This window comes from Bradyrhizobium genosp. SA-4 str. CB756, from assembly GCF_000473125.1.
GTDB lineage: Bacteria > Pseudomonadota > Alphaproteobacteria > Rhizobiales > Xanthobacteraceae > Bradyrhizobium > Bradyrhizobium arachidis.
Genome location: NZ_KI421499.1, coordinates 2076092 through 2101385, shown reverse-complemented (window position 1 = coordinate 2101385; position 25294 = coordinate 2076092). Strand labels below are relative to the sequence as shown.

Sequence of the window (25294 nt, the reverse complement as noted above, 5' to 3'; positions counted from 1 at the left end):
CGGCCCCTCATGCGATCTTCTTGTGAGCCTGGGACTGCGGTGTGGCGCTTGCGGCCTGGGTCAGCGTTCGCACGATGGCTCGGCGGGCGAGCTCGATCTTGAAGCCGTTATGCGAGCAGGTCCTGGCGCCCTGCAGCAGGAGATCCGCAGCGCGGGAAAAATGATCCTCGGTTGCGGCCTGGCCGCGCAAGGCCGTTTCGGCTTCAAGGCTGCGCCAGGGCTTGTGAGCAACGCCGCCGAGCGCCACGCGCGCTTCTCTGATCGCGTTGCCGTCCAATTCGAGCGCGGCAGCGACCGACACCAGGGCGAACGCATAAGACAGGCGGTCGCGGACTTTCAGATAGCTGTAGTTATGGGCAAAGCCGCGCGGCGGAAGTTCGATTCCCGTGATGATCTCGCCGGTGCCGATATTGGTGTCTACATGCGGCGTGTCGTCGGGCAGCCGATGGAAATCGGTCAGCGCCATCGTTCGCTCGCCGGATGGACCTGCGATGTGCACGAGTGCGTCAAGCGCCGCCAGCGCCACGCTCATGTCAGACGGATTGGTCGCGATGCAGGAGGCGCTGGTGCCGAGGATCGCATGGTTGCGGTTGAGGCCGTCGATCGCCGAGCAGCCGCTGCCGAAACTTCTCTTATTGCAGGGCGTGGCCGTGTCATAAAAATAGGCGCAACGCGTTCGTTGCATCAGGTTGCCGCCGACGGAGGCCATGTTGCGCAATTGCGCCGAGGCGCCGGCCAGGATGGCGCTGGCAAGCAGCGGATAGCGCTGTTCGACCAGCGGATGGTAGGCGAGGTCCGAGTTCGGCACCAGGGCGCCGATGCGCAAGCCTCCATCGGCCGTCTCCGCGACCTTGCGGAGCGGCAGACGGGAGATGTCGATCAGCCGCGAAGGCTGCTCGACATTTTCCTTCATCAGGTCGATCAGATTGGTGCCGCCAGCAATGAGCTTGGCGCCTGGATGGTCGGTGAGCAAGAGGATCGCATCGGCGATGTCGGTGGCGCGGGAATACTGGAAGTTGATCATGGCCGGCCCATTGCCTGCTGGATGGCAGCGACGATGTTCGGATAGGCGCCGCAGCGGCAGAGATTTCCGCTCATCAGCTCGCGGATCTCGTCGGCATCTCCCGCGTGGCCTTCGGCCAGCAAGCCGGCGGCCGAGCAAATCTGTCCCGGCGTGCAATAGCCGCACTGGAAGGCGTCGTGGTCGATGAAGGCTTGTTGCAGGGGATGCAGCGCGCCATCGCTGGCAAGACCTTCGACGGTCGTGATCTTCGCGCCGTCGGACATGACGGCGAGCATCAGGCAGGAATTGACACGCCGGCCGTCCACAAGCACGGTGCAGGCTCCGCACTGGCCGTGATCGCAGCCCTTCTTGGTGCCGGTCAGCGCGAGATGGTCACGCAACGCGTCCAGGAGCGAAGTCCAGGGCACGAGGTCGAGCGTGCGCCTGTTGCCGTTGACGATGAGACTGACCGGAACGCGGTCGGGAATCTGATGCGTGACGTCGGCCGTGTCTTGGGACATGGCTTGCTCCCTGCGACGGAGGCCGAGCCGAGAAACCAAGCCGGTCTCGACGCGAAGGCGCGTCGTCTCCGCTGGCCAATAGCGCCCAACGGACGGCCGGTTACTTGGTTCCTAAGCGAATTTTCCTTGCCGCGACAAAGCCATCGGCGCGGCACGCAGCACGGTAGCGTGCGCCATGGATTGAGCCGGGATTTTTCCGAACCGCAAAGACGCGACTTCAGCTACATAGCCGGACGCGCGACCGTTTGATGGTGGACGATACGACCCGATCGTAGGTTTCGAGTGCCGCTTCCGTCGCCAACTTGACCATTTCCCGGTAGGCGGCCTCATTCACTTGCGTGAAACTGTCGCGGATTGCTCCGGCCAACTCTTCTTCGGTGACCGACGATCGATTTGGCTCTGCTTGTCTCGTAAGGTGGCTATACAGATTGAGACGGTACACCTCGGTCGAAAGTTGCCAGGCCCAATCTTCGAGATTTAGTTGTTCAGTCATCACCGCTATGCGGAACCGGAGGGATGAGAAGATACGACACCCGCGGGCAAGCAGCAGATAGCGGATGCAGATCATTTAGAAACCAAACCATGGCTGGCCCTTACACTGCCCTGGTTGCGCCCTCGCCGCTTGGTGGCTCCATTGACTTCCAAGGCGAGCCAGGCTTACGGCGCGGGCCAGCGTTGCCAGACCGAACACCGCGAGGTTGAACTGGAACATCAATCTGCGGCCGCACCGATCCGCGGCCCCGATCGCGCCGATCAGTATACTCACGAATGTCGCGGATACGAACGTCGCGTTCTGAGCAAGATTGGAGAAGCCGAGCGCAATCAATTGGCCAGGGACGGCTCCTATGAATTGAATATCGAAGTTGTCGCTAAACAGTCCGTCGGTGGCCCGGCCGAACCGGGCGTCGGTCGAAACTGGTGACCGGAAGTCCATCAAGTCGTACCGCCGCAATGTGTCAAGGTTCTTGCAATTCGCCTGTTTGAGGATTCACCGCGAGCAGTTTGCTGCGATGCGATTGCAGCTGCCGAATGCCCTAATGCATGATTTGCTTCAGAAACGCACGAGTGCGCTCGTGCTTGGGATCCGAGAAGAACTGGTGAGGCAGGCCCTCTTCTACAATCATGCCAGCGTCCATGAACACCACCCTGTCCGCAACGCTTCGCGCAAAGCCCATCTCGTGGGTTACACATACCATCGTCATCCCTTCGCGCGCGAGTGAGACCATCACGTCGAGAACCTCCTGGACCATCTCTGGATCCAGAGCCGACGTCGGCTCGTCGAACAGCATGACTTTCGGCTTCATGCAGAGCGCCCGCGCAATCGCAACGCGTTGCTGCTGTCCGCCCGAGAGCTGGCTTGGATACTTGTCCGCATGCTCGGCGATCCGTACCCGCTCCAGATACTGACGTGCTATGGCCTCGGCTTCCGGCTTTGGCATCTTGCGGATCTTGAGTGGCGCGATCATCAAATTCTGCAGCACGGTAAGATGCGGAAATAGGTTGAATTGCTGGAATACCATTCCGACATCGCGGCGCACCACATCCACATTCTTCGTTGTGTGATCGAGTTCAACACCGTTGACGATGATTTTGCCATCGCGGTGCTCTTCGAGGCGATTGATGCAGCGAATCATGGTCGATTTTCCGGACCCAGACGGACCGCAGACCACCACGCGCTCGCCGCGTGCGACGCGGAAATTGATACCCTTCAGCACTTGGGTGCTCTCGTACCACTTACTCACCCCAGTCATCTCGATGATTGGCGCGGCTGCGGCGGCAACTGTCAAATCCGGCTTGCTTATCATCGAGGTCTCCAGAACTCACGCGGCCATCCAGCCGCCATCGACGAGAATGTTCTCACCAGTGATGAAAGTTGCATCGTCCGAGGCCAGAAACAGCGCGGCCGCAGCAACGTCGTCGGGTACGCCCAGGCGCGGCATCGGCGTGCGGCTGCGTGAGTAGTCTATCCAGCGCGCTTCTGCGGCGCGCCCCGGCTTGCCCGTTACGATCTTGCCGGGCGCCACCGCATTGCAAATGATATGATGCCGCGCATAGTCGGCGGCGATTTGCCGTGTGATGTAGACGACACCGGCCTTCGAAGTGCCATAGGCGATATCCTCCGGGCAGGCGATCATGCCGTGCTGGGACGAGATATTGACAATACGGCCGCGCACGCCGTTGCGCGCCTCCTGCCTCAGCATTGCTGCAACGGCCACCTTGCTCATCAAAAACACGCCGGTGAGATTGACGGCAAAGGCGCGGTTCCACTCGTCAAGGCTGGTCTCGAGCAAGGGCTTGCCTATCCCGATGGCCGCATTGTTAACGAGACCATCGAGCCGCCCGAACGTCTGCACCGCCAGCGCAATCGCCTCCTGAGTTTCCCTTTCCGACGACACGTCAGTGCGGATGAACTCTGCCTCGTGCCCGGCTGCCCGCAGCCGATCGATGGTTGGAACACCGCCTTCACGCACGTCGGTTGTGACATCGGCCAGAACCAGCCGCGCTCCTTCGGCAGCAAAGCGGAACGCGATCGCGCGCCCAATACCGGACGATGCCCCTGTGATCACGATCGATTTGCCAAGTAGTCGCCGGGTCATGACGCTCCGCCGGAAGCCCTACCGTTAAGTCCTATCCAAGATAAATAGTCAGCGGCCGCTTCGCCAACCGGAAAGGCCGGGCTGAAGCCGGTGTCGCGGGTAAGTCGCGCGATACTCAATGGCGCGCGATCGGCAGGCAGGTTGTAGACAATGCCAGCGGTCTCACCCGATGCGGCAAATCGCCAACGGAACTCCGGAAAGTGAGCCGCCAACGTTCGACACCAGTTCGGCAGGTCTGACACGCATCCGCCACCGACGTGATAGATCGCATGGTCGAGGGCCACACCCATCCCGACTGCAGCGATACCGGCGGCGGCATCACGCGAGTAGATCCAGTCGGCGCGCATCGCACGCGGTAGCACCGCCTCGTGACCAGACCGTAGTGCCTGCAGAACCTGGTAGTGCGGGCTAAGCGCATCTCGCACCGGGGTTGGCAATTCCCAAGGACCATAGACCGGGCCGAGTCGGACGATTCGTGTGTCGCAGCCGTGGAGATGCGCGATCCTGATCGCCGCCTGTTCCGCCGCAAGCTTGCTGATACCGTAGAGTGCGGAGGGCGCCGGATGGCTGACCGCCTCCTCAAAACAGCCGGACACGGTCGGAGCAGAAAAACCGTAGACGGCAACAGAACTCACCACAACGATACGCCGGATTCCGCCATGCCCGATCGCGCGCTCCATCAGGTTGACGGTACCGCCGACATTGACATCGACAATCCGGCGAGCATCGGTGCGTTCACGCTGCTCATTCGGCGTCACGGCGGCCGCGTGAATCACGCAGTCGATGGACGCGGTCGCGAGCGCAGCGTCGAGATCGGCCTCGTCAGTAACATCGCCGCTGACATAGACCGCGCCCGCAAGCTCGGGGCGCGCCATCAGCTCAGTCGGAGCCGCCGGTAAGTCGAACAGTACGACGCGCTGGCCTGCGGCAAGCAAATGCTCTGCCAGCGCAAGTCCGATGAATCCGGCACCACCCGTGATCAGCGTGGCCATGACTACCGTGCCGCCAGGGCCCGCCGCTCCAAACGCGCGACCCAACGCGCAATCGGATACAGCAAGACGAAGAAGATCACCGCAGCCGCCATCAGCGGCGTCGGATTATAGGTCTGCTCCTGAGCGACACGCGCCGAGCGCAGCAGCTCGGGTAAAGCGACCAACGCACCGATCGAGGTGGTCTTGACCAGCTCCAGTGAATTGCTGGCCAGCGGCGCCAGCACATTGCGTACGGCCTGCGGCAGGACAATGTAGAGCACGACATGCAAAGGCTTGAAGCCCAGCGCGCGCGCCGCCTCGTACTGGCCGCGAGGCACGGACTCGATGCCCGCACGAAAAATCTCGCCATAGTAGCCGGAGTTGTTGAGCACGATCGCAAGAACGGCGGCAGCAAAACCGCCCAGGGTCAACCCGAGGAACGGCAGGCCGTAGAACGCCAGAATTAGCAGCACGACCACCGGAAACGCCCGGAAGACATCAATATAGACCAGCAGGGCAACGTTCAGCCAGCGATGATGGAAACTATAGGCCACGGCGATGGAGAGGCCCAGCAGGAGGCCGAGCGGCAGAGCCACCAACGCCAGGGTGACGGTGTAAAGTACACCCTGCAGCAGCAGCGGATAGACCCGCATCAGCGCGTCGATGTCGGCAAAATTGTCCAGCAGCGCCTGCATGGTCTTCCCTCATCGTCCCTGCGCTGATCGCCACTCGATCCAGCGGCTGGCGACCACGAGCGGCAGAAAAAACAGCACATAGAAGGCCGCGGCGAGCGTCAGTGGCGAGGGGTTTGCGACCATCGCAGTTACGCTCTGCGCCTGCCCCAGCGTCTCCGGCAACGACACGGCGGTGCCCAGCGCAGTGCCCTTGCTGATCGAGATCGCCCGGTTGGTCAGAAGCGGCACCGACAGCCGGAAGGCCTGAGGCAGGATGATCTGCAGCAACGTACGCACCCGCCCAAACCCGAGCGCGCTCGCGGCATCCCACTGTCCGCGGGGCACCGCCATGATGGCCGACCAGAATATCTCACTACTGAACGCCGACAGCACCATCGCCAGCGACAGCACCGTGGTCACGAACGGCGAGAGGGTGAGCCCCACATAAGGCAGGCCGAAATAGATAAACACAATGATGACGAGTTGCGGCAGCGTCCGCAGTACGTCTACGTAAACAACGATCAACGCATTCAACGGCCGCAGGTTAGCACAACGCAGCAACGCCAGCAGCAGCCCCATCGCGATGCCGAACAGAATAATCAGCATCGCGACGGCAACCGTCACGCGAAAGCCCGCCAGTACGTCCGGAAACGCGAGCGCGATGACCTTCGGATTGAAATAGTACTCGAGAATACGGTCCATCGGCTGTCACCGTGTGGCCGCCGGACCGCTCTTGCGATCCGGCTGTGGTGCCCTCTACTTCTTGCAGGCCGGAATGTGGGCGGCGGGTTCGAAGCCCTTGAAGCCGGGAGGCCCGTAGCCGAAATACACTGTCTCGATCGCCGAGCCGGCATCCGGAGCGGCCCCGTACCACTTCTCGTGCAGCTTGCGCAGCCGCCCGTCGAGTTTCATGCATTCGATCACGTTCTCGACCTTGTTACGATACTCGGTGTCCTCCAGGCGGAACGCATAAGCGAAGTTGCGCCCATTGAAGTCCTTGTAGCCAACCTTGATCGCCTTGTTCTGGCTGGCGGCATATACAGTTGTGGGGATTTCGTTCAGCGCAGTGAATGCGCGCCGCGTCAGCACGGCCTGCACGCTGTCCGGAAAGGTGTCATAGCGCTGCACCTCGAATCCGTACTTCTCTGCATTCGCGGTTGCCCAGGTGTCCGAGATGGTGCCGCGGTTCACCGCCACCGCCTTGCCCTTGAGATCGTCAAAGCTCTTCATCTCGTCGGCGGTACGAACCAGAAAGCCGTTTCCAGTGGTGAATAGCGGTTCGGTATAGAGCATCCGCTCGGAGCGTTCGGCGGTCAGATTCAGCGGGTTGACCAGGAATTCGACCCGCTTGGCAAACAAAGCCGCAAATAGCCCGGAGAAGTTGATATCCACGATCTCGACCTTCGGGCGGCCAAGCTCTTTACCGATCTCGTTGATCAGATCCACGCCGAAGCCTTCAGGACCGTTCGTGCCTCGCACCATCCACGGTGCGACACCGAAATCGGACGCGACAACCAGCGGCTTGTCGGATGGGTGATCTGCCTCCTGGGCACGAGCCTCGATCCAGCCCGCGACCTGGACCCCGGCCATGATCAGCGTGATTGCAAGAAGCTTCGATCGGAGTGTCATCGGTCGGGTCCTTCCATGGATCAAGACTTTCGGGGTTGTGCGGGATGGGTGGCAATCCAATGGCGGGCAATGTCGGCGCGTCGGCACACCCACACCGCGTCACGCGTGGCGACGTGGTCAAGAAAGCGCGCGAGGCCCGCGGCCCGGCCCGGATGGCCGACGATCCGGGTGTGGAGGCCTACCGACATCATCTTCGGCGCGGTCGCGCCTTCGACATAGAGCATGTCGAAGGCATCCTTCAGATAGACGAAGAAGTCGTCGGCGGTCGTCATCGCTCCACGGATGAACTTGGCGTCGTTGTTGACCAGACCATAGGGGACGACCAGGTGCGGCTTGCCGCCGACCGTGATCCAGTAGGGCAACTCGTCATTGTAGGCGTCGGAATCGTAGAGGAAGCCCCCCTCCTCGGCCACCAGCCGCCGGGTGTTCACTCCCGCGCCGTAGCGGCAATACCAACCGAGTGGTCGCTCGCCAATCGTCCGGGCCAGACTTGCCACTGTCCTGCGGATCCGCTCGCGCTCCTCATCCTCGCCAAGATGTTGATGTCGCTCCCAGCGCCAGCCGTGGGCGCACACATCGTATCCATGCTCGCGGATGGCCGCTGCCGCTTCCGGATTGCGCTCCAGCGCAAGGGCGCACCCCATGACGGTGGCCGTCATGCCGCGCTCTGAGAGCAACCGGATCAGCCGCCAGAAACCGACGCGGCTGCCATACTCGAACATCGATTCCGCAGCGAGATCGCGCCCGTCAAAGCCTCCCCCGCCGCCCTCCGTCAGCGCCGTCTCAGTGACGCCGTCGCCATCGGCAAACGAAGCCTCCGATCCTTCTTCGTAATTGACGCAGATGTTGAGCGCGACGCGAGCGGCGCCGGGCCACCTCGGATCCGGCGGATTGCGTCCATAACCGATGAAATCGCGATCCTGGTCGGCTTGCGCGGTCATGACCGTTACCTCTTACGAAGCTGTCGGCGGCATAACGATGGTGACGGCGGCATCGAGACTGCAGAAGACGTCATCGTTCTGCTGACCCGTCACACCCATCGCCACCGCGAATTCCATAGGGGCGTCAAGCACGGTCATCGGATGATGCCACACATTACGCGCGTAAGTGACGATCTGGTCGGGACCGGCGATGAATCCGCGCAGCGTCGCCAGGTCGGGACCGCCGTCCGGCGTCGCTGCGCAGACGATGGCCAGATAGCGCGCGGAACCTAGCGGCACGAAAGTCTGCGCCGAATAAGGATGCCGCTCCAGAGTGGTCAGCGGCAGCGGGAGCTGTCCGACCGCGGCCGCGCCGCTGATCCAGAGTGAGAATGTTTGCGCCTCGTCGGCGCGGTTCAGCATCGTCGGAAGGTAACGCCGTCGCTCACCGGTCGGGCGCGAGACCACGTCGCCGAAAGGACTAAAGGTCTCGGCGGCCAGCGGCTCGAGCGACACTGTGTACGAAGGAGAATGGTTCATTGAAGCTCTGGTACAGCCAACGATGCAGATGACACTCACCGGCTAGTAATACCAGTGGTATACCATTGGAGCTTAGAGGTACCGCCGTGTCAAGGGCGCGAGGCGTGACCTCAACGCAGGGCAGCAATCGAGAGTGAGAGGCCGGGACGGAATGCGGCGGACCCGGAATAGCCCAGCGCAGGTCGGCGAACTGACAGCGGCAGCATTCAGCCGTGGCCGTCGGGCAAGAAAATCCCGAACGTTTCCAACATCCCCTGGCGGACGTTGGTCAGATGCTGGATCATCGCGTGGCGCGCCACTACTGCGTCTCGCTTGATGATGGCATCGACGATCGCGAGGTGTTCGCGACACGCGGGCAACAACCGCTCGGGACGGCGCTCCACATTGCACATCCTGATCTTGCGGCGGGTCTCTCCGATCAGCGTGGCGAGAGAGCGATTGCCGCAGTGGCTCGCAATCTGGTCGTGAATCTCGTCATCCAGCGTCCAGTGCTTGGCTTTGGTGACCTCGGCGGTGGACAGGATCTTCTCCAGGCTGGCCTTGATCGGTTGCAGCACATCAAGGCCAATACGCGTTGCAGCAAGCGAGGCCGCCTCGCTTTCCAGAATGAGGCGCAGATGAATCAACTCGAGGAGCTCGGCGATACCGATGTTGCGCACGATCACCGAGCCATTCGAAAGCTGCTCCAGCCTGCCCTCGCCGAGCAGACGGCTGATCCCGGCACGTAGCGGAGTGCGCGACACCTTGAGGCGAAGCGCAAGCCGTCGCTCCTCGATGACCTCGCCCGGCGTAAGCTGCCGCGATTCAATCAAGTCCAGAAGCTTTCGATAGGTCGTTTCGGTGACGTTACCATCCGACCGCAGACGCTTCGGCGCCTCCGCCGCAGACGCGCGCAGGACGTTTGTTGCGGAATGGGGCTTGCGCGCGGTCGACTTCGTCACGTTCATTCCTCGGGACACTGGTCTGGCAGATCGGTAGTCATGCAACTGCGGCTTGTCGAGGTGCTTCGCGTTCGCGGCTTATCCCGCACCGTGATGGGACATCCGACGCTTGCCGCTGCACCGCGACAGGATGCTTCCGCCGGAACTGCTGCCCAAGAACCGTGCATATTGCTGAAATGAATGGCTTGCAAGAGTTAGGCAAGACGGACGGTCTTGACTCTGGCTTTGCGATGAACCTGGCGTATCCGCGCGGGATACCGCTGGCATGTACGATCAGCCACAGGCAGCGTGTTAGCTGAGTAAATTGGCACTGGGACCGTCCGCTCGCCAATTTGCAGAGCATCAGTCCCAGATAACCTTTGCTCGATCAGCCGTCCCCGGCAGTGCCGCACATGTTTTCAAATGCTTTTTTTGCTGGAGGGAAAGAGACCGGAAACAAACTCTCTCCTCCGGCCCTCAACACAGGCAAGTCGGTAGGGAGAGGAACGCGAAATTCGCTTCACGAGTCGACCAGACTCTTCGCTCTCAACCACGGCTGGCATTCAGCGGATCTTTCAGGCTTTAACAATGGCTTACCGCACGTGCTAACGGCCCCTATGCCCTTAGTGCAATCCTTCGTGGTTTTGTCTTGTATGCCGGCCAGGCCAGCTTATTTTCGGAGTGGTTAGCACTTGCTGGCTTCGATTGCTATTTCATCGAAAATGAACGCAACTGGAAAAATAGGAGGAGACCATGAAATTCCGTCCCCTTCACGACCGCGTCGTGGTCAAGCGCATCGACGCAGAAGAGAAGACCGCAGGCGGCATCATCATTCCCGACACTGCCAAGGAAAAACCCTCCCAGGGCGAAGTCGTCGCCGTTGGCCCCGGTGGCCGCGACGAGGCCGGCAAGCTGATCCCGATCGACTTGAAGGTCGGTGATCGCGCGCTGTTCGGCAAGTGGTCAGGCACCGAGGTCAAGATCGACGGCCAGGAACTGCTGATCATGAAGGAGAGCGACATCATGGGCGTTCTCACCGAGGTGGCTTCCAAGAAGAAGGCCGCCTAGTCCACCGCTCGCGCCGCTCACCCCTGAGGAGTGCCTGCCGGCGCCTCAAAGGGTGAGACGCAAGTAAAAACTCAGGGAAACCCAATATGTCAGCCAAAGAAGTCAAATTCGGCGTCGATGCCCGCGACCGCATGCTCCGCGGTGTCGACATCCTCCACAATGCGGTGAAAGTGACGCTCGGCCCGAAGGGCCGCAACGTCGTGCTCGACAAGTCGTTCGGCGCTCCCCGCATCACCAAGGACGGCGTCACCGTCGCCAAGGAAATCGAGCTCGACGACAAGTTCGAGAACATGGGCGCCCAGATGGTGCGCGAAGTCGCCTCAAAGTCCGCTGACGCGGCTGGCGATGGCACTACCACTGCGACCGTCTTGGCGGCTGCGATCGTCCGTGAAGGCGCCAAGTCGGTTGCCGCGGGCATGAACCCGATGGATCTGAAGCGCGGTATCGACATGGCTGTGGAGGCCGCGGTCGCCGACCTCGTCAAGAACTCCAAGAAGGTCACCTCGAACGAGGAGATCGCCCAGGTCGGCACTATCTCGGCCAACGGCGATGCGGAGATCGGCAAGTTCATCTCGGACGCCATGAAGAAGGTCGGCAACGAGGGTGTCATCACCGTCGAGGAAGCCAAGTCGCTCGAGACCGAACTCGAAGTTGTCGAGGGCATGCAGTTCGACCGCGGCTATATCTCGCCCTACTTCGTCACCAACGCCGAAAAGATGCGCGTTGAAATGGATGATGCCTACGTCCTGATCAATGAGAAAAAGCTATCTCAACTGAATGAATTGCTTCCCTTGTTGGAAGCCGTGGTGCAGAGCGGCAAGCCGCTTATCATTATCGCCGAAGACGTCGAAGGCGAAGCGCTCGCGACCCTGGTCGTCAACCGTCTGCGCGGCGGCCTGAAGGTCGCGGCCGTCAAGGCTCCGGGCTTCGGCGATCGCCGCAAGGCCATGCTGCAGGACATCGCGATCCTGACTGGCGGCCAGGCGATCTCGGAGGACCTCGGCATCAAGCTCGAGAACGTCACGCTCAACATGCTCGGTCGCGCCAAGAAGGTGATGATCGACAAGGAGAATACCACGATCGTCAGCGGCGCCGGCAAGAAGGCCGACATCGAGGCGCGCGTGGCGCAAATCAAGGCGCAAATCGAGGAGACCACCTCGGACTACGATCGTGAGAAGCTCCAGGAGCGTCTCGCCAAGCTCGCGGGCGGCGTCGCGGTGATCCGCGTCGGCGGCGCGACCGAGGTCGAGGTGAAGGAGCGCAAGGACCGCGTTGATGACGCGATGCATGCGACCCGCGCGGCTGTCGAGGAAGGCATCCTGCCGGGCGGCGGCGTTGCGCTGCTCCGTGCTTCCGAGCACCTCAAGGGCATTCGCACCAAAAATGATGACCAGAAGACCGGCGTCGAGATCGTGCGCAAGGCGCTGTCTTACCCGGCCCGCCAGATTGCGATCAACGCCGGCGAGGATGGCTCGGTCATCGTCGGCAAGATCCTCGAAAAGGATCAGTACGCCTACGGCTTCGATTCGCAGACCGGCGAATACGGCAATCTGGTCTCCAAGGGCATCATCGATCCGACCAAGGTGGTTCGTGTGGCGATCCAGAACGCGGCGTCCGTCGCAGCGCTCCTGATCACCACCGAAGCCATGGTGGCCGAACTGCCAAAGAAGAACACCGGCGCGGGTGGCATGCCTCCCGGAGGCGGCGGCATGGGTGGTATGGGTGGTATGGACTTCTAAGTCCGACATTCAGAACTCAACAGAAGGCTCGGCAGCGATGTCGGGCCTTTGCTGATTTCCCGGCAGTCAGCCGGGGTCCAACGCTGGCGCAACGGGAACTATTTCCCGGCAGTTCAGCGAAGGCGCGCAATTCGGACATGTTCTTTCCGCAGCGATAGCAGCAGACGCCGTCTTGCGATCGATCGAACCCTGCCCCTCCTGTTCTGCGACCTTTATTCAATTTTTGCTTCACAAACCCGGCCCGGCGTGTCATTCGGCCTGCATATTGCCCCCTAAGCCGGGGGATCGGCGTCCAAAATTGACCCTCTGTAGGTTGGTCTGTTGCGCTGCCTGCTTTGGAATGAAGCAGGTGGTCGGGGATGCTGGTCGTGGACCCGCCCGATAGCGACCTTGTTCATCTCCGGAATGGTCCCTCGGATCACAGCCCCGACCTTTCCATCTGGTCGCAAGTAATAGGGGCGGATCAGGTACCGCGGGTGTCGATCTCGCTACGGTGAACGAACTCGTCGATCTCGATGGTACGCGTAGAGCATGCATCAACGCGTTGATCTCCGGCAGCGCTTATGAGTTCACGCCTTAGGGCATCCGTGCTGGCAGATTAGGTCACTGACCTAGTTCGCTTGCGTAGCTCCCTGCCACCCTGCGAAGTGTTTGCTTGACTTGATCGTGCTCGCAATTGGCCGCCTTCGCCCGGAACTCCTCCGCGCGGTCACGGAAGTCATGTCGCTTAAATAGAGGTGTGGTCCAGATGTTCCAAGGCTTGCCGGCCGCAAGAATCGCCGCCACTACTCCGGTATCTGTCTGGGGGCTGGGGACCACTGAAGTTGAAATTGACTGATGAAGTACTTTCGCCGACCCGGAAATTGCCGCCCGCAAGCTGATCGAGCTCGCGATGAGCATTTGAGCCGGTCCGGGACGGCCGGCCGCGATAGCCATGTCTTGCCGACCCGTCGCGGGCGGGAAGTTGTGCAGTGCGTCGCGAACCATGTCGGCGAGCGACTTGGCAGCTTCGGCCTGTACAGCTCGAAAATTCCCTCGGGGCGCCGCGCCAACAGCCGGGCGAGGTGCGGCTTGCGCATCTTCAGCGGCAGGCGGCGGAAGTCGTCGCCGTCGCCCGCGAGAATGTCGAAGGCGTAGAGCTGGACCAGTCGGCGCGAGCTGGAGGTGCTTGACGGGTTGATGGACGGTCACTGCAACAAGGTGATTGCGTACAATCTCGGCCTCAGCGTGCGGACGGTCGAAGTTCACCGCGCGCGTATGATGGACGGCTTGGCGCGCCAGCTCGTGCAAGCCCTTCGTTTGAGAATCATGTCGAGACTCTACACACCTAAGGGATAGTGCACGTGTAAACTCTCCGACGATCCGATCCGCAAGGGCCGCTTTGAGTCAGAGAAAATGCATGGAACGGATCGATGAACGCATCCAAAGTCTGGTGACCCAACTGGTTGCTCGCCAACCTGTCCGCTAATGCCTAGATTTTGAGACCCTCGCGGCGTCCAGTGGCGCCGAAGCGCTTCAGTTGCTCCGCACTGGCCTAAAGGTCGACGTCGTTCTTACGGACCTTGCCCTGCCCGAAATGTCGGGCGTCGAACTCATGCGGATCATCCGCATCAACACCCTGCTTTGCCAGTTATCCTCGTTACCGGGTGCCGCATTGCCGAGATTCTTTCTGAGTTTGACGATGATAAGATACTTCAGAAGCCCTTCGCCGAGTTGTTCAAGAAGATCTCTTCGGCGCTGACATAAGGCGGTTCCTGCAAGCTCCGCTCTTCGCCCGACTCGACGCCGCCGATCTCGCGCACAAGGTTCTCTGGGAACCGGTGGCCGACCGCCCTATGCCCAGATATTGGCATTTTGACAGCCGTCAATGCGTCGACCATCCCGCATGGGCTTACATCACCATTTTTGCGGGTTGCCGGCCTCGCAAAATCGGTATCAAATTCATCCGGGTCGCTGCGAGGCCAGAACAATGCCGTGGACCGATCCCCTTGCAGATCCTGACGAGTTGCGGCGTTGTATGCGCGACGTTGCCGCCCTTTCGATGCTTCCGAAGACGTGGCGAAACTATGATTTGCGGCGGATCTGCGACAGCATCGCCGGCGCGCTATTCACGATGCTCCGCGCTGACTTTGTCCTCATTATCCTGCAGAATGATAACACTCGCCTCACGGAGCTGCTCCGCTGCGATCCTGACTTGGACCCTGCAAGTGTGGATCATGTACGGACCGTGCTGAAGCGCGAAAGAACGGCATTTGGCGACGATCGAGGGTTTATCGTCGCCAACGGATCCAGCGGCCGCAACCTGCAGGTCGCAACCGCACCAATCGGGCTGAGCGAGTACGCTGTGCTTGCTGCCGGCTCCTTTCGCGCCACGTTTCCAACCCAAACGGAACGGTTGCTGCTGACTATCGGGGCTAATCAAGTGGCGATCGCGTTCCAGCACTGGTTGGGCGATGCCGATAAGAGACGATTCACCGTGCTGGCGCAGCGATCGACTGACTTTATAAGCATTGCCTCGTTGAGCGGTCATATTCAATACGTCAACCCGGCGGGCCTACAATCGGTGGGTCTCGCCACGTCCGACGATGCATTGCGACTTCGGGTACTCGACTTCGTATCACGCGAAAACCGGCAGGTCGTCCGGAAAACGATTTGGCCCTTGGTGCTGCGTACAGGTCAATGGAAAGGAGAACTCGATCTTGTGCACTTCGGATCCGGACTCCCGATTCCTTTCCTTGTGGATTGCTTCAGGATCGACGATCCGCGAACCGGGCAACCGATGAACGTCGCAACCGTTAGCCGCGATCTCAGCTTGGAGAATCATGCCGAGGCAGAATCGCGCCACCTCAATGAAACTCTCGAACGACGCGTGGAGCAGCGAACAATCGAACTGGCCGCGGCACACAAAAAGCTCATGGCGGAAAAATTCGAACGTGAGCAATCAGATCTCCGCCTCCGGAAATTACGCGACGAAATGTTTCGCATGGCGCGGTTCACGGCAGCTGGCCAGATGGCAGCGTCGATTGCCCACGAACTCTCACAGCCGCTCACAGCTATCATCAACTCGATGAATGCGGCAAAGCGGCTTCTGAACCGCACAGACCGCGCCAGCCTCGCGATAGCGCAAGACGTTGCGAGCGAAGCGGCTGCCGAGGCGCTTCGAGCAAGCGAAATCCTCCGGAGGCACCGCCAATTCGTCAGACCAGACGAGGAGGAACGACGAATTGAAATATTGTCCTTGATGATTGAGGAAGCCGGCGAGCTCGCGTTGAGCAGTGCTGCTCCGCCCGGGGCAAACCTCAAGTTTGAACTAGACGCTAGAGCCACGCACGCATTTGTAAGTCGGGTCCAAATACAACAGGTCCTGGTAAATCTCATTCGCAATGCGCTTGAAGCGATGGCAGATCAGGAACAGCGCGAAGTTTCCCTGGCGACAAGAGTAGTAGGCGATGGAATGATCGAGGTTACAGTCGCTGACGTCGGACCCGGAATCAGCGAGGATATAGCCCACCGGCTTTTCGAGCCGTTTGTTTCAAGCAAGCACAATGGGATGGGACTCGGCCTGTCAATTTCACGCTTGATTATCGAAACGCATGGCGGACAGTTGACGGCAGAGTCAAAGGCAGGCGGCACCAGCTTCCGCTTCACCATTCCGTGCGATGGTGTAGGCGATGTCAATTGAACGAACCGTCTACGTTCTCGACGACGACGAAGCCGTGCTTCGTTCGCTGGAACGTCTATTGAGTTCCGCCAATTTCGAACCGGTTACCTTCGAGAGAGCGGATCAGTTCTTGGCAGCCGCCATGGGGTTCAAACCTGCATGCGTGCTGCTTGACGTCCGTCTGCCGGACATGAACGGGCTGGAAGTCCAGGCACAATTGGCCCGGATGCGGAGCGACCTGTCGGTCATTATCGTTACCGCTCAGGGCGACGTCCAAACGGCAGTCCGAGCGATGAAGGCGGGCGCCAGCGATTTCCTAGAAAAGCCGTACAGCGATCATGCGTTGCTGGGGGCTATCGAGGCGACATTCACTAAGGAGCTCCAGATCGCGGGCGCTCGTGAGGGCGCCGACGCAGTCCTGCGGGTGGCAAGCCTCAGCCCACGCGAACGGGACGTTCTTGACGGGCTGATGGCCGGTCGTCCCAACAAGTTGATTGCATACGAGCTCGGCCTCAGCGTGCGCACCGTTGAAGTACATCGCGCGCGCATGATGGATCGGCTTCAAGTACGCCAGCTCTCAGAAGCCATCCGGCTCGGCATCATGGCGAGGCTTAAGCCTGGCTGATCCGCGGCAAATGCGGTAAGAAGACAAATTCGGAGCTTAAGCTGCCATCGCCATCTAGCTTTCGCTCATGCGGTTCTCCAGCACTACGGTTCAGGAACTTAACAGTCCGCTCGCCTGCAAGGGCGATGAAATGCCGCTCGACGGCTATCGGCGTGCGAAAGCCGAATTGCCGGCAATAGGCCGATCCCTAGTTGAAGCGTCGGGACATCACGCTGAGCAACTGTTTTTTCGGCGCACCGGCAGCCACTATGAGCCCTGCCGCTTATGATACCTGCGCCCTGAATGCCAAGCTTTTGAGGAAGCTACTCAGACTTTCCGCCCGCTGAGTTCGAAGTGGCTATAAAACCTCACGAGGTCCGTTTCATTGACAGCTATCAATTCCGCCGAGTGATCTTGTTCGACAGGAGGGGGAGAAGCCACTCCTCTTTGCTTCGTGCCGGAAATCATCGCTGTGCTAAGATCTTCAGCCTCGCTAGCATGAACGTCTCGCTAAGGCGTAATGGGTTGCGGGATCTTACCGATCTCAGCCGTCGTCACACGTCTTGTAACAGGCCGTTGATGTAGCAAGCAGGCTGTACAGGCGGGTGATGCATCGTTAGTCGAGTAAGTGTGGCAGGATGAGCGCGTAGAAAATGCGGCGCGGTTGGTCGAGGCTAATGGATAGACGACAGTCTACCTCCTCTCCACCATGATTTTCCCCCTGATAACATAGAGAGTTCTTGTGCCGTTGGAAATTTCTGTCGCCGCGTGAACGTCAGGTCGTTCCTGGCCAAGAGCTCGTCTAAGCGCGCTTGGCATGCGGCGCACTGCGTAAGTGCAGGCTGCGCCGTCATCATCAAGCACTACGCCCTTCTGATCTATTACCGCCTGGCCGTTCACATATCGATGGAAGTAAAATCGAGCCATAACAAAGAATCAGGAGGGTCAGCTTTCGTTCCAAAATTTTTTTTGGCTGACAACCGCAAATCAGTCGCTAAGTTCGGTCAGAGATTCTGTAGTAGGTCAGCCTTAAAGTAGTCCTTGTAGTGAAAGTGGACTGCGTGCCTCTTACGGCGCACGGGCTACAATTCGATCCTAGATTGCTCGCCTAAGCTTCTTTCGCCCTTCAAGCCGGCCCGAGCTTCGCTTGGTAGAATTCCGTACGCTTGCTTGAACCGGCGCCCAAAATGAGTGAGGTCGCGAAATCCCCAACCATAAGCAATTTCGCTAAGCATACGATTTGCCTGGGTGGGATCTTCAAGCGCACTGCGGCATCGTGCAAGTCGCCTCGCCAGCACTAAACGTGTGAGCGACGTTCCCTGTTCAGCAAGAACCTGATTCGCGTATCGCACGCTGACGCCTACGGCATCAGCTATAGCGCGCGGATCGAGCTTTGGGTCAGTTAGGCTTGCTTCGATAGCCGCGCGGATATTCAACAATACAAGAGCTTTCGCGGAGGATACGCGGGGACGGCCACCTTCGATCGCTCTGGCGAGCGACACCGCGATCAAGTCGAGGACATCGCTTCCGATTATGCTATCGCTTATGGAACTCGTCTCTCTCGCCAATGAAGGCAATAGGGCGGTCACCGCGGAAGTCAGCCGATCCTGTGCCGTATTGGGCTTTATTAGGTGCGCCACCATATCCCGCGTCTTGCCGAGTCGCGCTTCCAACTCGCGACGCGGAGCCTTGACGACAAGCATTTTGGAGTTCCGCAAGAACTTTCCTTTGTAGGGCAGCAAAGGGTCTAACAGCGTCAGACAGCCAGCATCCAACGTGACCTCACGGGTATCCTGCTCAAGTGTGGTCCCGCCGGACAACTGGTGGCACACAAACAAATGGTCCGACTTCGCGCAGGAGGCGTGCGCTGCAGTATGCCAAACCTGCATCGGTGAATTGCGGAACAGAATAAGCTCCAAATTGCCGAGCCCGCCCACCTCGATCTCAGCTTCAAAGTTCGGGCGCATGTCCGGCTCTGAACTATGGTTCGCGATCTCTTTGCAGGCGACGCTGTGCCAGCAATCGAATCTTTCCCGGGGATGTACCTCTTGGGTTGAGAAGACGGTTTTCACGTGGCATCTCCATCCGCCCAGACAGCCGAAGGTCTAAGCCGACACGGCCGATCCTGGAGTCGGAAAACGGAATTAAGATTCGCCTTCCGATACCGGTAACTGAAACTTTGAGAATGCCGTACTTCTTTTTTCATGTCTCGGGCAACGGAAAGACGTTCGAGGACGAAACGGGCACTGTCTTGCCAGACGCTTTGGCAGCGAGACTTCACGCGTCCGTGATCGCCGCTGAGCTTGCCGAAGGCAGTGATTACCACGGATTCCACGTCCTTGCTGTCGATGAAGTCGGCAACGAAATTGCCCGAATGCCGGTCGTTGTGCCATCTTAACCGTCAAGACCGGGAAAGGCCTCTTGTTCTTACGGCACCGTCAGCCGACAGCCCGTTGAGCAAGTTGCGTTTGGACATCAATATCACCCATCGCCTTTTGAAGTTCGGATCTCGCCTTCGTCATTGACCGCCTCGATCCGAGCGGAAGGATCCCGGCTGATTTCGATCGCCGTTCGCGTGACCATAGTCATGAAGACTGGGCGCAGCTCCTCTAGGCGGACCCCATCGGGCAGCCTCTTGCCGGTCCTCGATGTATCGAGAACCAGCCACTTGCCCGGGATTTCGCGCCTCGGCCCGGTTGACCGTCGTCATGTTGGAACCAAACGCGGCAAGCTAGTTTGCCGAATCCGAGACGGACGGGGAAAACCAACAGGAGATTCTCCCATGAGGATTAATTGGCTTTACACGACGGCGATGGCGTTGGTGATTGGCGCCGGTGCCGCCATTGCGCAATCGCCGGAAGGTTCGCAGAAGCGCGAGGAGAGTCCCCGCGCCCAGTCACCGGCGTCTCAGTCTAGGGAAATGGACCATCCAGCCGCCCAGTCGAAGGAGATGGATCGCGGCGGCGCGGCTGATCGCATCAAGGAGCGCGCGCAGTCCGAGCCGAAGGGCGTCGCCCAGGACATGCAGCGCGGTGAGGCCCCGTCGCCGGCCGAGCGCAGCAAGGAGGCGCAGAAGCCGCAGGGCCGCGAGACCAAGGAGCCGACCCGGCAGAGCCAGGATCAGCCCAGCCGTAGCGAGCGCGCGCCCTCGAGCACGGCGCAGCAGAAGGACCTGCAGCAGGGCCGCGATGCCACGGCTGCCGACCAGAAGCAACAGGCTGAGGAAAAGCTGCGGGGCCGCGAGGGTCAACCCAAGCAGGACCGCGCGCAGGACGCCACCAGACCGGCCGATACGAAGCAGACCCAGCAGCAGATCGATCGCGATCGCAAGGAGCAACGCGATCAGGCCGCCCGGCCCTCCACGTCCTCGCCGCAGCAGAGCGCGCGGCCGGCCGACAACACACAGACCCAGAAGACCGGCCAAGCGCCGGACCAATCGAACCGTCAGACTTCCTCGGCCGCGCTCAACGACGATCAGCGCAGGCAAGTCGTCGATCAGCTGCGGCGTGACAGGACTGCCACCAGCCAGAATCTCAATGTCCAGGTCACTGTCGGCGCGCGGTTGCCGCAGGGCGTGCAGGCGCGCCGGTTGCCGCCCGATATCGTGCGGATCATGCCGCAATACCGGGACTATGAGTACACGGTGATCGACAACCGCGTTGCCATTATCGATCCGCGGCGGCGCGAGGTTGTCGATATTCTCGACGACGGACCGGGTTACAGCGGGGCGGCCGCTTACGGCCGCGATCGTGTCGTCATCAGCGATGACACGCGCAGGCGGTTCAGAGAATTGGTGCGGAGCTCTTCGACTACGGTCGGCTCGACCTCGCCTTCGGCCGGCGGAGGCGGAACCTCCGCGTCGAACTGTCTGTCGCTGCAGCCGGTGCCGGAAGAGCTGGCGCGTAACCATCCGGAGCTCGCCAACTACCGCTATCTCGCCATCGGCGACGAGGTGGTGCTGGTTGACCCGCAGCAGCAGAAGGTCGTCCAGGTGATCGACTGAGCCTGGCTGTTCCCCTCTCCCCGTTCTTCACGGGGAGAGGGTCGGGTTAGGGCTGCACGGTTCTGCGGCATCCCGGCTTGAAAATACCCTGGTGGTTGATTTCGCCGGCCGGCTTGCTGATGTTGACATAGACGAAAACGGTCAATGGATGATTCCTCTTGAGTTGCGCCGGCCCCAGTGCGGATCCTTTTGCGTCGGATTGAATTTGCGGACTTGGTTGTGGTTCAAGGCCGCATGACGCCGATCCGCGCCAGCATCACCGGGCCCGCCGCTCTCCGCCGCCAGGATCAGCGCCTCCATGGCGGCTTGCCCGTCCGGCAGGGTAAGTTCCGCCTTGGGCAGCTTGGCGATGTACTCGGCGGAATCCCCGAGGATGATGAACGCCTACAGCCAAGTGCTGATTGCAATTACCCCGGTCCAGCTCAGTGCCGGCAGAAAATCACGGGCAACCCAAAGCGCCGAAGTCGCCTACAAGGATGGTGGGTGCCGCTTGGGTGGCCTTTCGTGTTCGCTCGAAAAGACTCCCGATCGACCTCTCGTCTCAGTTAGACTCACGTGGAAAACTTTCAACCGCACAATCACCTTGAGAAACCCGTCCTTGCCCTTGGACCCAGGTGCCTTGGCTCCTCTCGCTCGTATATCGCCGCATCAGAGTTGGGGTCGATTGAACGCTGCGAGAACGCGGCGGAAATATTCAGTCAGCAACGAGTACGAGCTTGCCCACCGAATGCCCCTGCCCCGCCTCCGCCAGCGCTTTAGCAGCCGAAGTGAGCTGGTGTTCGACAAGCTCCCGAAATTAAGTCGCGCCGTTTGTGCGATCAGTTGGCGCAACTAAGCTCGTGAATGGTGGGCTGAAGCCGCTCGCGGTCAGTTCCAGAGTCGCCAATGTGACGGGCGGCTGGCGCTTGCTGGGTTCAGGTAGAGGATCCTGTCAATAGTTTCGATCCGTGGTCGATGCGAGTGGCCTGAAATGACCACGTCAAATCCGCGCCTTGCAGGGTGGAATTGCAGTTCCTGAAGATCGTGCAAGACGTAGAAGCTTCGCCCGCCCAGCCGTACGATCTGAGTATCCGGATCATTTTTTGCCCACTCACCTGTATCGATCTTTCCTCTGATTGCGGTGACGGGCGCAATCCGACGCAGTCCTCGAGAACGTCCACGCGACCAACATACCGGCGTGGATGATATGCGCCACTTTGGCCAGCCATCGACCAGCCTCGGGCCGAGCAGGCCATGGGTGTCCGAGATGATTCTAATCCCCAGCTATGCCCCGATAGCGATCAAATTCCGCGTCGCAGCGAAATGACGCGACGGGGTCATCAACGACATCAGAAGCTCGCCCTATTTTAGTGCGGCGCCGATCGCGTTAACTAGGTCGTCTTCCGTGAACGGCTTCAAAATAATTCGCAAGTCGTTTAACTCATTCAGGACGGCGCGATCCAAATAGCCGGTGATAAGGATGACTGGCAAAGTTGGCCGCATCGCACGGATCGCTTTCGCAAGCTCGCCGCCGCTCATTTCCGGCATGGCGAAATCCAAGAGAACGAGATCTATTTCCTGATTGCTTGCGAGCATGCGAAGCGCTTCGCTGCCGCTCTCCGCCGACACCGTTGCATATCCGAGAACATCGAGCATCCTAACCATGGACCTCAGGACAGCCTTTTCGTCATCTACGACCAGAACACGAAATCTCTTGGTGGCCTGCAGACGCTTGCTCGCATCAACGGTGTCCGCATGGTGATCATCATTGTCGCCCCCCGCGCGAGGCAAGAAGACCTTCACCGCAGTGCCCTGATCGAGGCGAGTCTCAATACGCACGCCACCACCGGACTGTTTGGCAAAACCGAAGACTTGCGCCAATCCGAGGCCAGAGCCCTTTCCTGGCTCTTTCGTCGTGTAGAAAGGCTCGAACACATGCAGCAGGATATCGTCTGGGATACCGGTGCCGGTATCCTTGACGGCGAGAACCACGTAGTCTCCCGGCGACGGCTCTTCCGGCCGGAAGGACTCGCTTTCGATGACGGTGTTGAACGTCTCGATGGTGAGCGTGCCGCCCGGCTGCATCGCGTCCCTGGCGTTGATGGCGAGATTGAGAACGATCATCTCGATTTGGTTTGGATCGACCAGAGCGGGCCAGAGATCCGGAGCAAATATCGTTTTGAGTTGCACCGTCCCGCCCAAGGTGGCGCCGAGCAGATCGCCGATTTCGGCGATCTCGCTGTTTAGATCGACCTCGTGGGGTGCAAGTTTCTGTTTCCGCGAAAAGGCGAGGAGTTGCGCAACGAGCTTCCTGCCCCGGTCAGCAGCGGTCCGGATGAGTTCGACGCCTTCCCGGTCGTCAGGGCGTTCCATTGTGCGAGCGAGCAGACGCGCATTGGTGAGTACGACTGCGAGTAGGTTGTTGAAATCGTGCGCCACGCCTGACGTGATCTGCCCGATCGCATCGAGCCGCTGCAGCTGCTGGACCTCGATTTCGGCAAACTTACGTTTCTCCATTTGAGAGCGGAGCTGCTGGTTGGCCTCCTCCAGTTCGCGCCTCCGGTCTTCAATGCGGCGCTCGAACCTCTCTTCAATACGTTTGCGCTCGGTGACCTCCAGGGCGATACCGAAAAACGCAACAGGCGCCTCGTTCTCGAAATTGGTCCGCCCGCGCGTCGCGATCCAGCGTTCCACGCCGTCCGTTTTTCCGATGACCCGGTACTCGATATCGCAGACCCCATCACCCCGCGGGTCGACGCACCGCTGGACCGCAGCCTCGACACGTGCAAGATCGTCTGGATGCACGCCGGCCCTCCACACCTCGTAATCGACAGGGGCGCCTGCAGCCAGGCCCCACATTGCCCGCAACGTGTCGTCCCATTGCAACTCATTGGTTTGCGGATTCCAAGCATAGCGGCCGAGCCGCGCGAGATCGACGGCCGCCTGCAGCCGTGCTTCGCTCTCGCGTAGACGCGCCTCGGCATGCTTCTCCTCCGTGATCTCGCGTATGGCACCGATGAATCGGACCGGCTGTCGGCCTTCAAAGAAATTTCGGGCGTGGGTAGAGACCCAACGTTCTATGCCATCCTCGATTCCATGCACACGGTACTCGGCCACGAAAACGCCATCGCTATCGGGGTCGAGTGAGGCTTCCCACGCCGCTGCGACCCGAGCCTGGTCGTCACGGTGTATGGCCGCGACAGCCATCGGCGCGTCGATGGTGGTGTCAGCGGGTAATCCCCACATTGCCTTAAGGCGTGCATCCCAGTCGAGAGCGCCGGTCCTAGGGTCGCCAGAATAAGGCGATAAGCCGATTAGTTCGACTGCCGCCTTTAGCCGCGCTTCGCTGTCCCGCAGTAACGCTTCTGCTTGTTTACGCCGATCGATGTCTCGGAACGCAACAGAAACACCGGTCGAGGTTGGATAGATGTCGACCTCGAACCAATGCCCAATCAAAGGCGAGGCGCTCTCGAAATGCTGCGCCGTCCCTGTCTCGAGTGCGCGCCGCTGCGCCTCATAGTCCGGCGCGCCGACAGCGTTCGGGAACGCTGAGAGAAACGGGATGCCTATCAAATCGTCGGACTTCTTGTCCCAAATCTCGAGTGCCTTGCGGCTTGCGTAAAGAAAACGTTGATCCTGATCAAGCGCATAAAAGGCCTCGCCGATCCCTTCGAGTACCTCGCGCAGTTTGGCTTCGCTCTTGCGCAAGGCCCGTTCGGCCTGGTCCCGCGCCGCCTTTTCCTTTACGGCGTTGGTGGTTTCGAAAGCAGTGGCGAGATTGGCGACGACCGCGCCCGTCTCGTCGCGGATGGGCGTAAAATACGTCGTGAAAAACGCTTCCTCAGGACCGAAGTTGCGCAGGAGCGTCCAGGGATGGTCTTCCAGCGTAACGGTCTCGCCCGCGAAAACACGGCGGTGGATCGCCTCTTCAGCCGCCTCCCATACCTCGCCCCAGACTTCGCGCCCCGGTCGACCGAAGGCACGAGGATGCATCGTCCCCATGAACGCCCGATGGACCTCATTGTAGATTAGGATGCGCTCGGGACCCCAGATCAGATTCATCGCGAGTTGCGATGCCATCATGAGGTCAATGGTGGTCTTGAGGCTCTGGGGCCAACTGGCAATCGGCCCAAGCGGAGTCTTCTCCCAATCGAACGCGCGAACGCGCGAGCCCATCTCGCCGCCACTGGTCGGCCAAGCTGATCGTCCTAGAAGGTCCTTGCCCACTGGGCGTTCTCGCGGGTGCAGGCGAACAGGGCACCATCGTCCTGAAGTACGATCGCGCGCACCCATCTCGCCGCCGCTGGACGGCCAAGCTGATCGTCCTAGGTGAAGGTCCTTGCCCACTGGGCCTTCTCGAGGGCGCTGGCGAAAAGGACATCACTGTCTTGAAGTACGATAGATTAGCCCAAGCAGTCAGCATCAAAAAGCACCTTCATGCAAGTGGGTTGGCTTGGTGCCCCTG

The 25294-nt window shown here is 60.2% G+C and carries 25 protein-coding genes and 2 pseudogenes; 9 read left to right on the top strand and 18 right to left on the bottom strand.

The window, feature by feature from the left end:
- Positions 1-7: 7 nt before the first annotated feature.
- The 3 genes from BRAGE_RS0110420 to BRAGE_RS0110410 form a co-directional block, all read right to left on the bottom strand.
- Positions 8-1024: an FAD binding domain-containing protein gene (locus BRAGE_RS0110420; RefSeq protein ID WP_027563703.1), complete on the bottom strand. Its 1017-nt coding sequence runs from the start codon at positions 1022-1024 to the stop codon at positions 8-10.
- Positions 1021-1524, bottom strand: a complete 504-nt coding sequence (locus BRAGE_RS0110415; protein WP_027563702.1) for a (2Fe-2S)-binding protein — start codon at positions 1522-1524, stop codon at positions 1021-1023. Before BRAGE_RS0110415 ends, BRAGE_RS0110420 begins: the two co-directional genes overlap by 4 nt.
- A gap of 217 nt (positions 1525-1741) precedes the next feature.
- Positions 1742-2092: a hypothetical protein gene (locus BRAGE_RS0110410; protein ID WP_231164061.1), complete on the bottom strand. Its 351-nt coding sequence runs from the start codon at positions 2090-2092 to the stop codon at positions 1742-1744.
- Positions 2093-2158: 66 nt separating this feature from the next.
- Here BRAGE_RS0110410 and BRAGE_RS54420 point away from each other — a divergent pair, with 66 nt between their 5' ends.
- A complete protein-coding gene (locus tag BRAGE_RS54420; protein WP_141263316.1) occupies positions 2159-2446 on the top strand; it encodes a hypothetical protein in 288 nt (95 codons plus the stop codon).
- A gap of 112 nt (positions 2447-2558) precedes the next feature.
- Here the strand turns inward: BRAGE_RS54420 and BRAGE_RS0110400 are convergent, their stop codons facing one another.
- From BRAGE_RS0110400 to BRAGE_RS0110360, 9 genes are all read right to left on the bottom strand, one after another.
- A complete protein-coding gene (locus tag BRAGE_RS0110400) occupies positions 2559-3329 on the bottom strand; it encodes an amino acid ABC transporter ATP-binding protein (protein ID WP_051377809.1) in 771 nt (256 codons plus the stop codon).
- 15 nt (positions 3330-3344) lie between these two features.
- Positions 3345-4121: an SDR family NAD(P)-dependent oxidoreductase gene (locus BRAGE_RS0110395; RefSeq protein ID WP_027563698.1), complete on the bottom strand. Its 777-nt coding sequence runs from the start codon at positions 4119-4121 to the stop codon at positions 3345-3347.
- Positions 4118-5113, bottom strand: a complete 996-nt coding sequence (locus BRAGE_RS48315) for an NAD-dependent epimerase/dehydratase family protein (protein ID WP_051395267.1) — start codon at positions 5111-5113, stop codon at positions 4118-4120. Before BRAGE_RS48315 ends, BRAGE_RS0110395 begins: the two co-directional genes overlap by 4 nt.
- A 2-nt stretch (positions 5114-5115) precedes the next feature.
- A complete protein-coding gene (locus tag BRAGE_RS0110385; RefSeq protein ID WP_027563697.1) occupies positions 5116-5787 on the bottom strand; it encodes an amino acid ABC transporter permease in 672 nt (223 codons plus the stop codon).
- A 9-nt stretch (positions 5788-5796) separates the two neighbouring features.
- The gene (locus BRAGE_RS0110380) at positions 5797-6468 is read right to left on the bottom strand and encodes an amino acid ABC transporter permease (protein WP_027563696.1); all 672 of its coding nucleotides are present in this window, start codon (positions 6466-6468) and stop codon (positions 5797-5799) included.
- 54 nt (positions 6469-6522) lie between these two features.
- Positions 6523-7395: a substrate-binding periplasmic protein gene (locus tag BRAGE_RS0110375; RefSeq protein WP_051377804.1), complete on the bottom strand. Its 873-nt coding sequence runs from the start codon at positions 7393-7395 to the stop codon at positions 6523-6525.
- A 20-nt stretch (positions 7396-7415) separates the two neighbouring features.
- Entirely contained in the window at positions 7416-8336 is a 921-nt protein-coding gene (locus BRAGE_RS0110370; protein ID WP_027563694.1) for an allantoinase PuuE, read from the bottom strand.
- 12 nt (positions 8337-8348) lie between these two features.
- A complete protein-coding gene (locus BRAGE_RS48310; RefSeq protein WP_051377802.1) occupies positions 8349-8831 on the bottom strand; it encodes an ureidoglycolate lyase in 483 nt (160 codons plus the stop codon).
- Positions 8832-9061: 230 nt separating this feature from the next.
- On the bottom strand, positions 9062-9796 hold the full coding sequence (locus tag BRAGE_RS0110360; RefSeq protein ID WP_199820260.1) for a GntR family transcriptional regulator: 735 nt from the start codon (positions 9794-9796) through the stop codon (positions 9062-9064).
- Positions 9797-10528: 732 nt separating this feature from the next.
- On the opposite strand from BRAGE_RS0110360, the gene BRAGE_RS0110355 reads away from it, so the two are divergent.
- Both BRAGE_RS0110355 and groL read left to right on the top strand, forming a co-directional pair.
- Positions 10529-10843 (top strand): co-chaperone GroES, encoded by a 315-nt coding sequence (locus BRAGE_RS0110355; protein ID WP_027563692.1) that lies wholly within the window; start codon positions 10529-10531, stop codon positions 10841-10843.
- An 86-nt stretch (positions 10844-10929) separates the two neighbouring features.
- Positions 10930-12582, top strand: coding sequence for a chaperonin GroEL (gene groL, locus BRAGE_RS0110350; RefSeq protein WP_027563691.1), 1653 nt, complete (start codon positions 10930-10932; stop codon positions 12580-12582).
- Positions 12583-12953: 371 nt separating this feature from the next.
- Here the strand turns inward: groL and BRAGE_RS56765 are convergent.
- Positions 12954-13111, bottom strand: a pseudogene (locus BRAGE_RS56765) (Ku protein); the annotation flags it as partial.
- Between the two features lie 629 nt (positions 13112-13740).
- On the opposite strand from BRAGE_RS56765, the gene BRAGE_RS52660 reads away from it, so the two are divergent.
- From BRAGE_RS52660 to BRAGE_RS0110325, 4 genes and pseudogenes are all read left to right on the top strand, one after another.
- Positions 13741-13920: a LuxR C-terminal-related transcriptional regulator gene (locus tag BRAGE_RS52660; protein WP_283808082.1), complete on the top strand. Its 180-nt coding sequence runs from the start codon at positions 13741-13743 to the stop codon at positions 13918-13920.
- A 151-nt stretch (positions 13921-14071) separates the two neighbouring features.
- Positions 14072-14323 (top strand): annotated as a pseudogene (locus BRAGE_RS57895) (response regulator transcription factor); the annotation flags it as partial.
- A 228-nt stretch (positions 14324-14551) separates the two neighbouring features.
- Positions 14552-16264: a PAS domain-containing sensor histidine kinase gene (locus BRAGE_RS51610; RefSeq protein ID WP_159073971.1), complete on the top strand. Its 1713-nt coding sequence runs from the start codon at positions 14552-14554 to the stop codon at positions 16262-16264.
- Positions 16254-16868, top strand: coding sequence for a response regulator transcription factor (locus tag BRAGE_RS0110325; protein WP_027563690.1), 615 nt, complete (start codon positions 16254-16256; stop codon positions 16866-16868). Before BRAGE_RS51610 ends, BRAGE_RS0110325 begins: the two co-directional genes overlap by 11 nt.
- A gap of 672 nt (positions 16869-17540) precedes the next feature.
- On the opposite strand, the gene BRAGE_RS57890 is transcribed toward BRAGE_RS0110325, so the two are convergent.
- A complete protein-coding gene (locus BRAGE_RS57890) occupies positions 17541-17774 on the bottom strand; it encodes a DUF6894 family protein (protein ID WP_430642168.1) in 234 nt (77 codons plus the stop codon).
- A gap of 155 nt (positions 17775-17929) precedes the next feature.
- Positions 17930-18919 carry a helix-turn-helix domain-containing protein gene (locus BRAGE_RS48300; RefSeq protein ID WP_051377798.1) on the bottom strand — a complete coding sequence of 330 codons (990 nt, stop codon included), beginning with the start codon at positions 18917-18919 and terminating at the stop codon, positions 17930-17932.
- Between the two features lie 113 nt (positions 18920-19032).
- On the opposite strand from BRAGE_RS48300, the gene BRAGE_RS0110315 reads away from it, so the two are divergent.
- Positions 19033-19245, top strand: a complete 213-nt coding sequence (locus tag BRAGE_RS0110315; protein WP_027563689.1) for a DUF6894 family protein — start codon at positions 19033-19035, stop codon at positions 19243-19245.
- A 384-nt stretch (positions 19246-19629) separates the two neighbouring features.
- A complete protein-coding gene (locus BRAGE_RS0110310; RefSeq protein ID WP_027563688.1) occupies positions 19630-20850 on the top strand; it encodes a DUF1236 domain-containing protein in 1221 nt (406 codons plus the stop codon).
- 141 nt (positions 20851-20991) lie between these two features.
- Here BRAGE_RS0110310 and BRAGE_RS48295 read toward each other — a convergent pair whose 3' ends face one another.
- The 3 genes from BRAGE_RS48295 to BRAGE_RS51605 all read right to left on the bottom strand — a co-directional run bounded on the left by BRAGE_RS48295 (position 20992) and on the right by BRAGE_RS51605 (position 25056).
- Positions 20992-21150 carry a hypothetical protein gene (locus tag BRAGE_RS48295; RefSeq protein ID WP_245161727.1) on the bottom strand — a complete coding sequence of 53 codons (159 nt, stop codon included), beginning with the start codon at positions 21148-21150 and terminating at the stop codon, positions 20992-20994.
- 567 nt (positions 21151-21717) lie between these two features.
- Positions 21718-22065, bottom strand: coding sequence for a metallophosphoesterase family protein (locus tag BRAGE_RS57885; RefSeq protein WP_430644511.1), 348 nt, complete (start codon positions 22063-22065; stop codon positions 21718-21720).
- A gap of 126 nt (positions 22066-22191) precedes the next feature.
- Positions 22192-25056 (bottom strand): hybrid sensor histidine kinase/response regulator, encoded by a 2865-nt coding sequence (locus BRAGE_RS51605; RefSeq protein ID WP_159073970.1) that lies wholly within the window; start codon positions 25054-25056, stop codon positions 22192-22194.
- Between the last annotated feature and the right edge of the window lie 238 nt (positions 25057-25294).

Coding starts and splice junctions, on each gene's coding strand:
- BRAGE_RS0110420 (WP_027563703.1), bottom strand. CDS start 1,024: ATGATCAACTTCCAGTATTCCCGCGCCACCGACATCGCCGATGCGATC.
- BRAGE_RS0110415 (WP_027563702.1), bottom strand. CDS start 1,524: ATGTCCCAAGACACGGCCGACGTCACGCATCAGATTCCCGACCGCGTT.
- BRAGE_RS0110410 (WP_231164061.1), bottom strand. CDS start 2,092: ATGATCTGCATCCGCTATCTGCTGCTTGCCCGCGGGTGTCGTATCTTC.
- BRAGE_RS0110400 (WP_051377809.1), bottom strand. CDS start 3,329: ATGATAAGCAAGCCGGATTTGACAGTTGCCGCCGCAGCCGCGCCAATC.
- BRAGE_RS0110395 (WP_027563698.1), bottom strand. CDS start 4,121: ATGACCCGGCGACTACTTGGCAAATCGATCGTGATCACAGGGGCATCG.
- BRAGE_RS48315 (WP_051395267.1), bottom strand. CDS start 5,113: ATGGCCACGCTGATCACGGGTGGTGCCGGATTCATCGGACTTGCGCTG.
- BRAGE_RS0110385 (WP_027563697.1), bottom strand. CDS start 5,787: ATGCAGGCGCTGCTGGACAATTTTGCCGACATCGACGCGCTGATGCGG.
- BRAGE_RS0110380 (WP_027563696.1), bottom strand. CDS start 6,468: ATGGACCGTATTCTCGAGTACTATTTCAATCCGAAGGTCATCGCGCTC.
- BRAGE_RS0110375 (WP_051377804.1), bottom strand. CDS start 7,395: ATGACACTCCGATCGAAGCTTCTTGCAATCACGCTGATCATGGCCGGG.
- BRAGE_RS0110370 (WP_027563694.1), bottom strand. CDS start 8,336: ATGACCGCGCAAGCCGACCAGGATCGCGATTTCATCGGTTATGGACGC.
- BRAGE_RS0110355 (WP_027563692.1), top strand. CDS start 10,529: ATGAAATTCCGTCCCCTTCACGACCGCGTCGTGGTCAAGCGCATCGAC.
- groL (WP_027563691.1), top strand. CDS start 10,930: ATGTCAGCCAAAGAAGTCAAATTCGGCGTCGATGCCCGCGACCGCATG.
- BRAGE_RS51610 (WP_159073971.1), top strand. CDS start 14,552: ATGCCGTGGACCGATCCCCTTGCAGATCCTGACGAGTTGCGGCGTTGT.
- BRAGE_RS0110325 (WP_027563690.1), top strand. CDS start 16,254: ATGTCAATTGAACGAACCGTCTACGTTCTCGACGACGACGAAGCCGTG.
- BRAGE_RS57890 (WP_430642168.1), bottom strand. CDS start 17,774: ATGGCTCGATTTTACTTCCATCGATATGTGAACGGCCAGGCGGTAATA.
- BRAGE_RS0110315 (WP_027563689.1), top strand. CDS start 19,033: ATGCCGTACTTCTTTTTTCATGTCTCGGGCAACGGAAAGACGTTCGAG.
- BRAGE_RS0110310 (WP_027563688.1), top strand. CDS start 19,630: ATGAGGATTAATTGGCTTTACACGACGGCGATGGCGTTGGTGATTGGC.
- BRAGE_RS48295 (WP_245161727.1), bottom strand. CDS start 21,150: ATGGAGGCGCTGATCCTGGCGGCGGAGAGCGGCGGGCCCGGTGATGCT.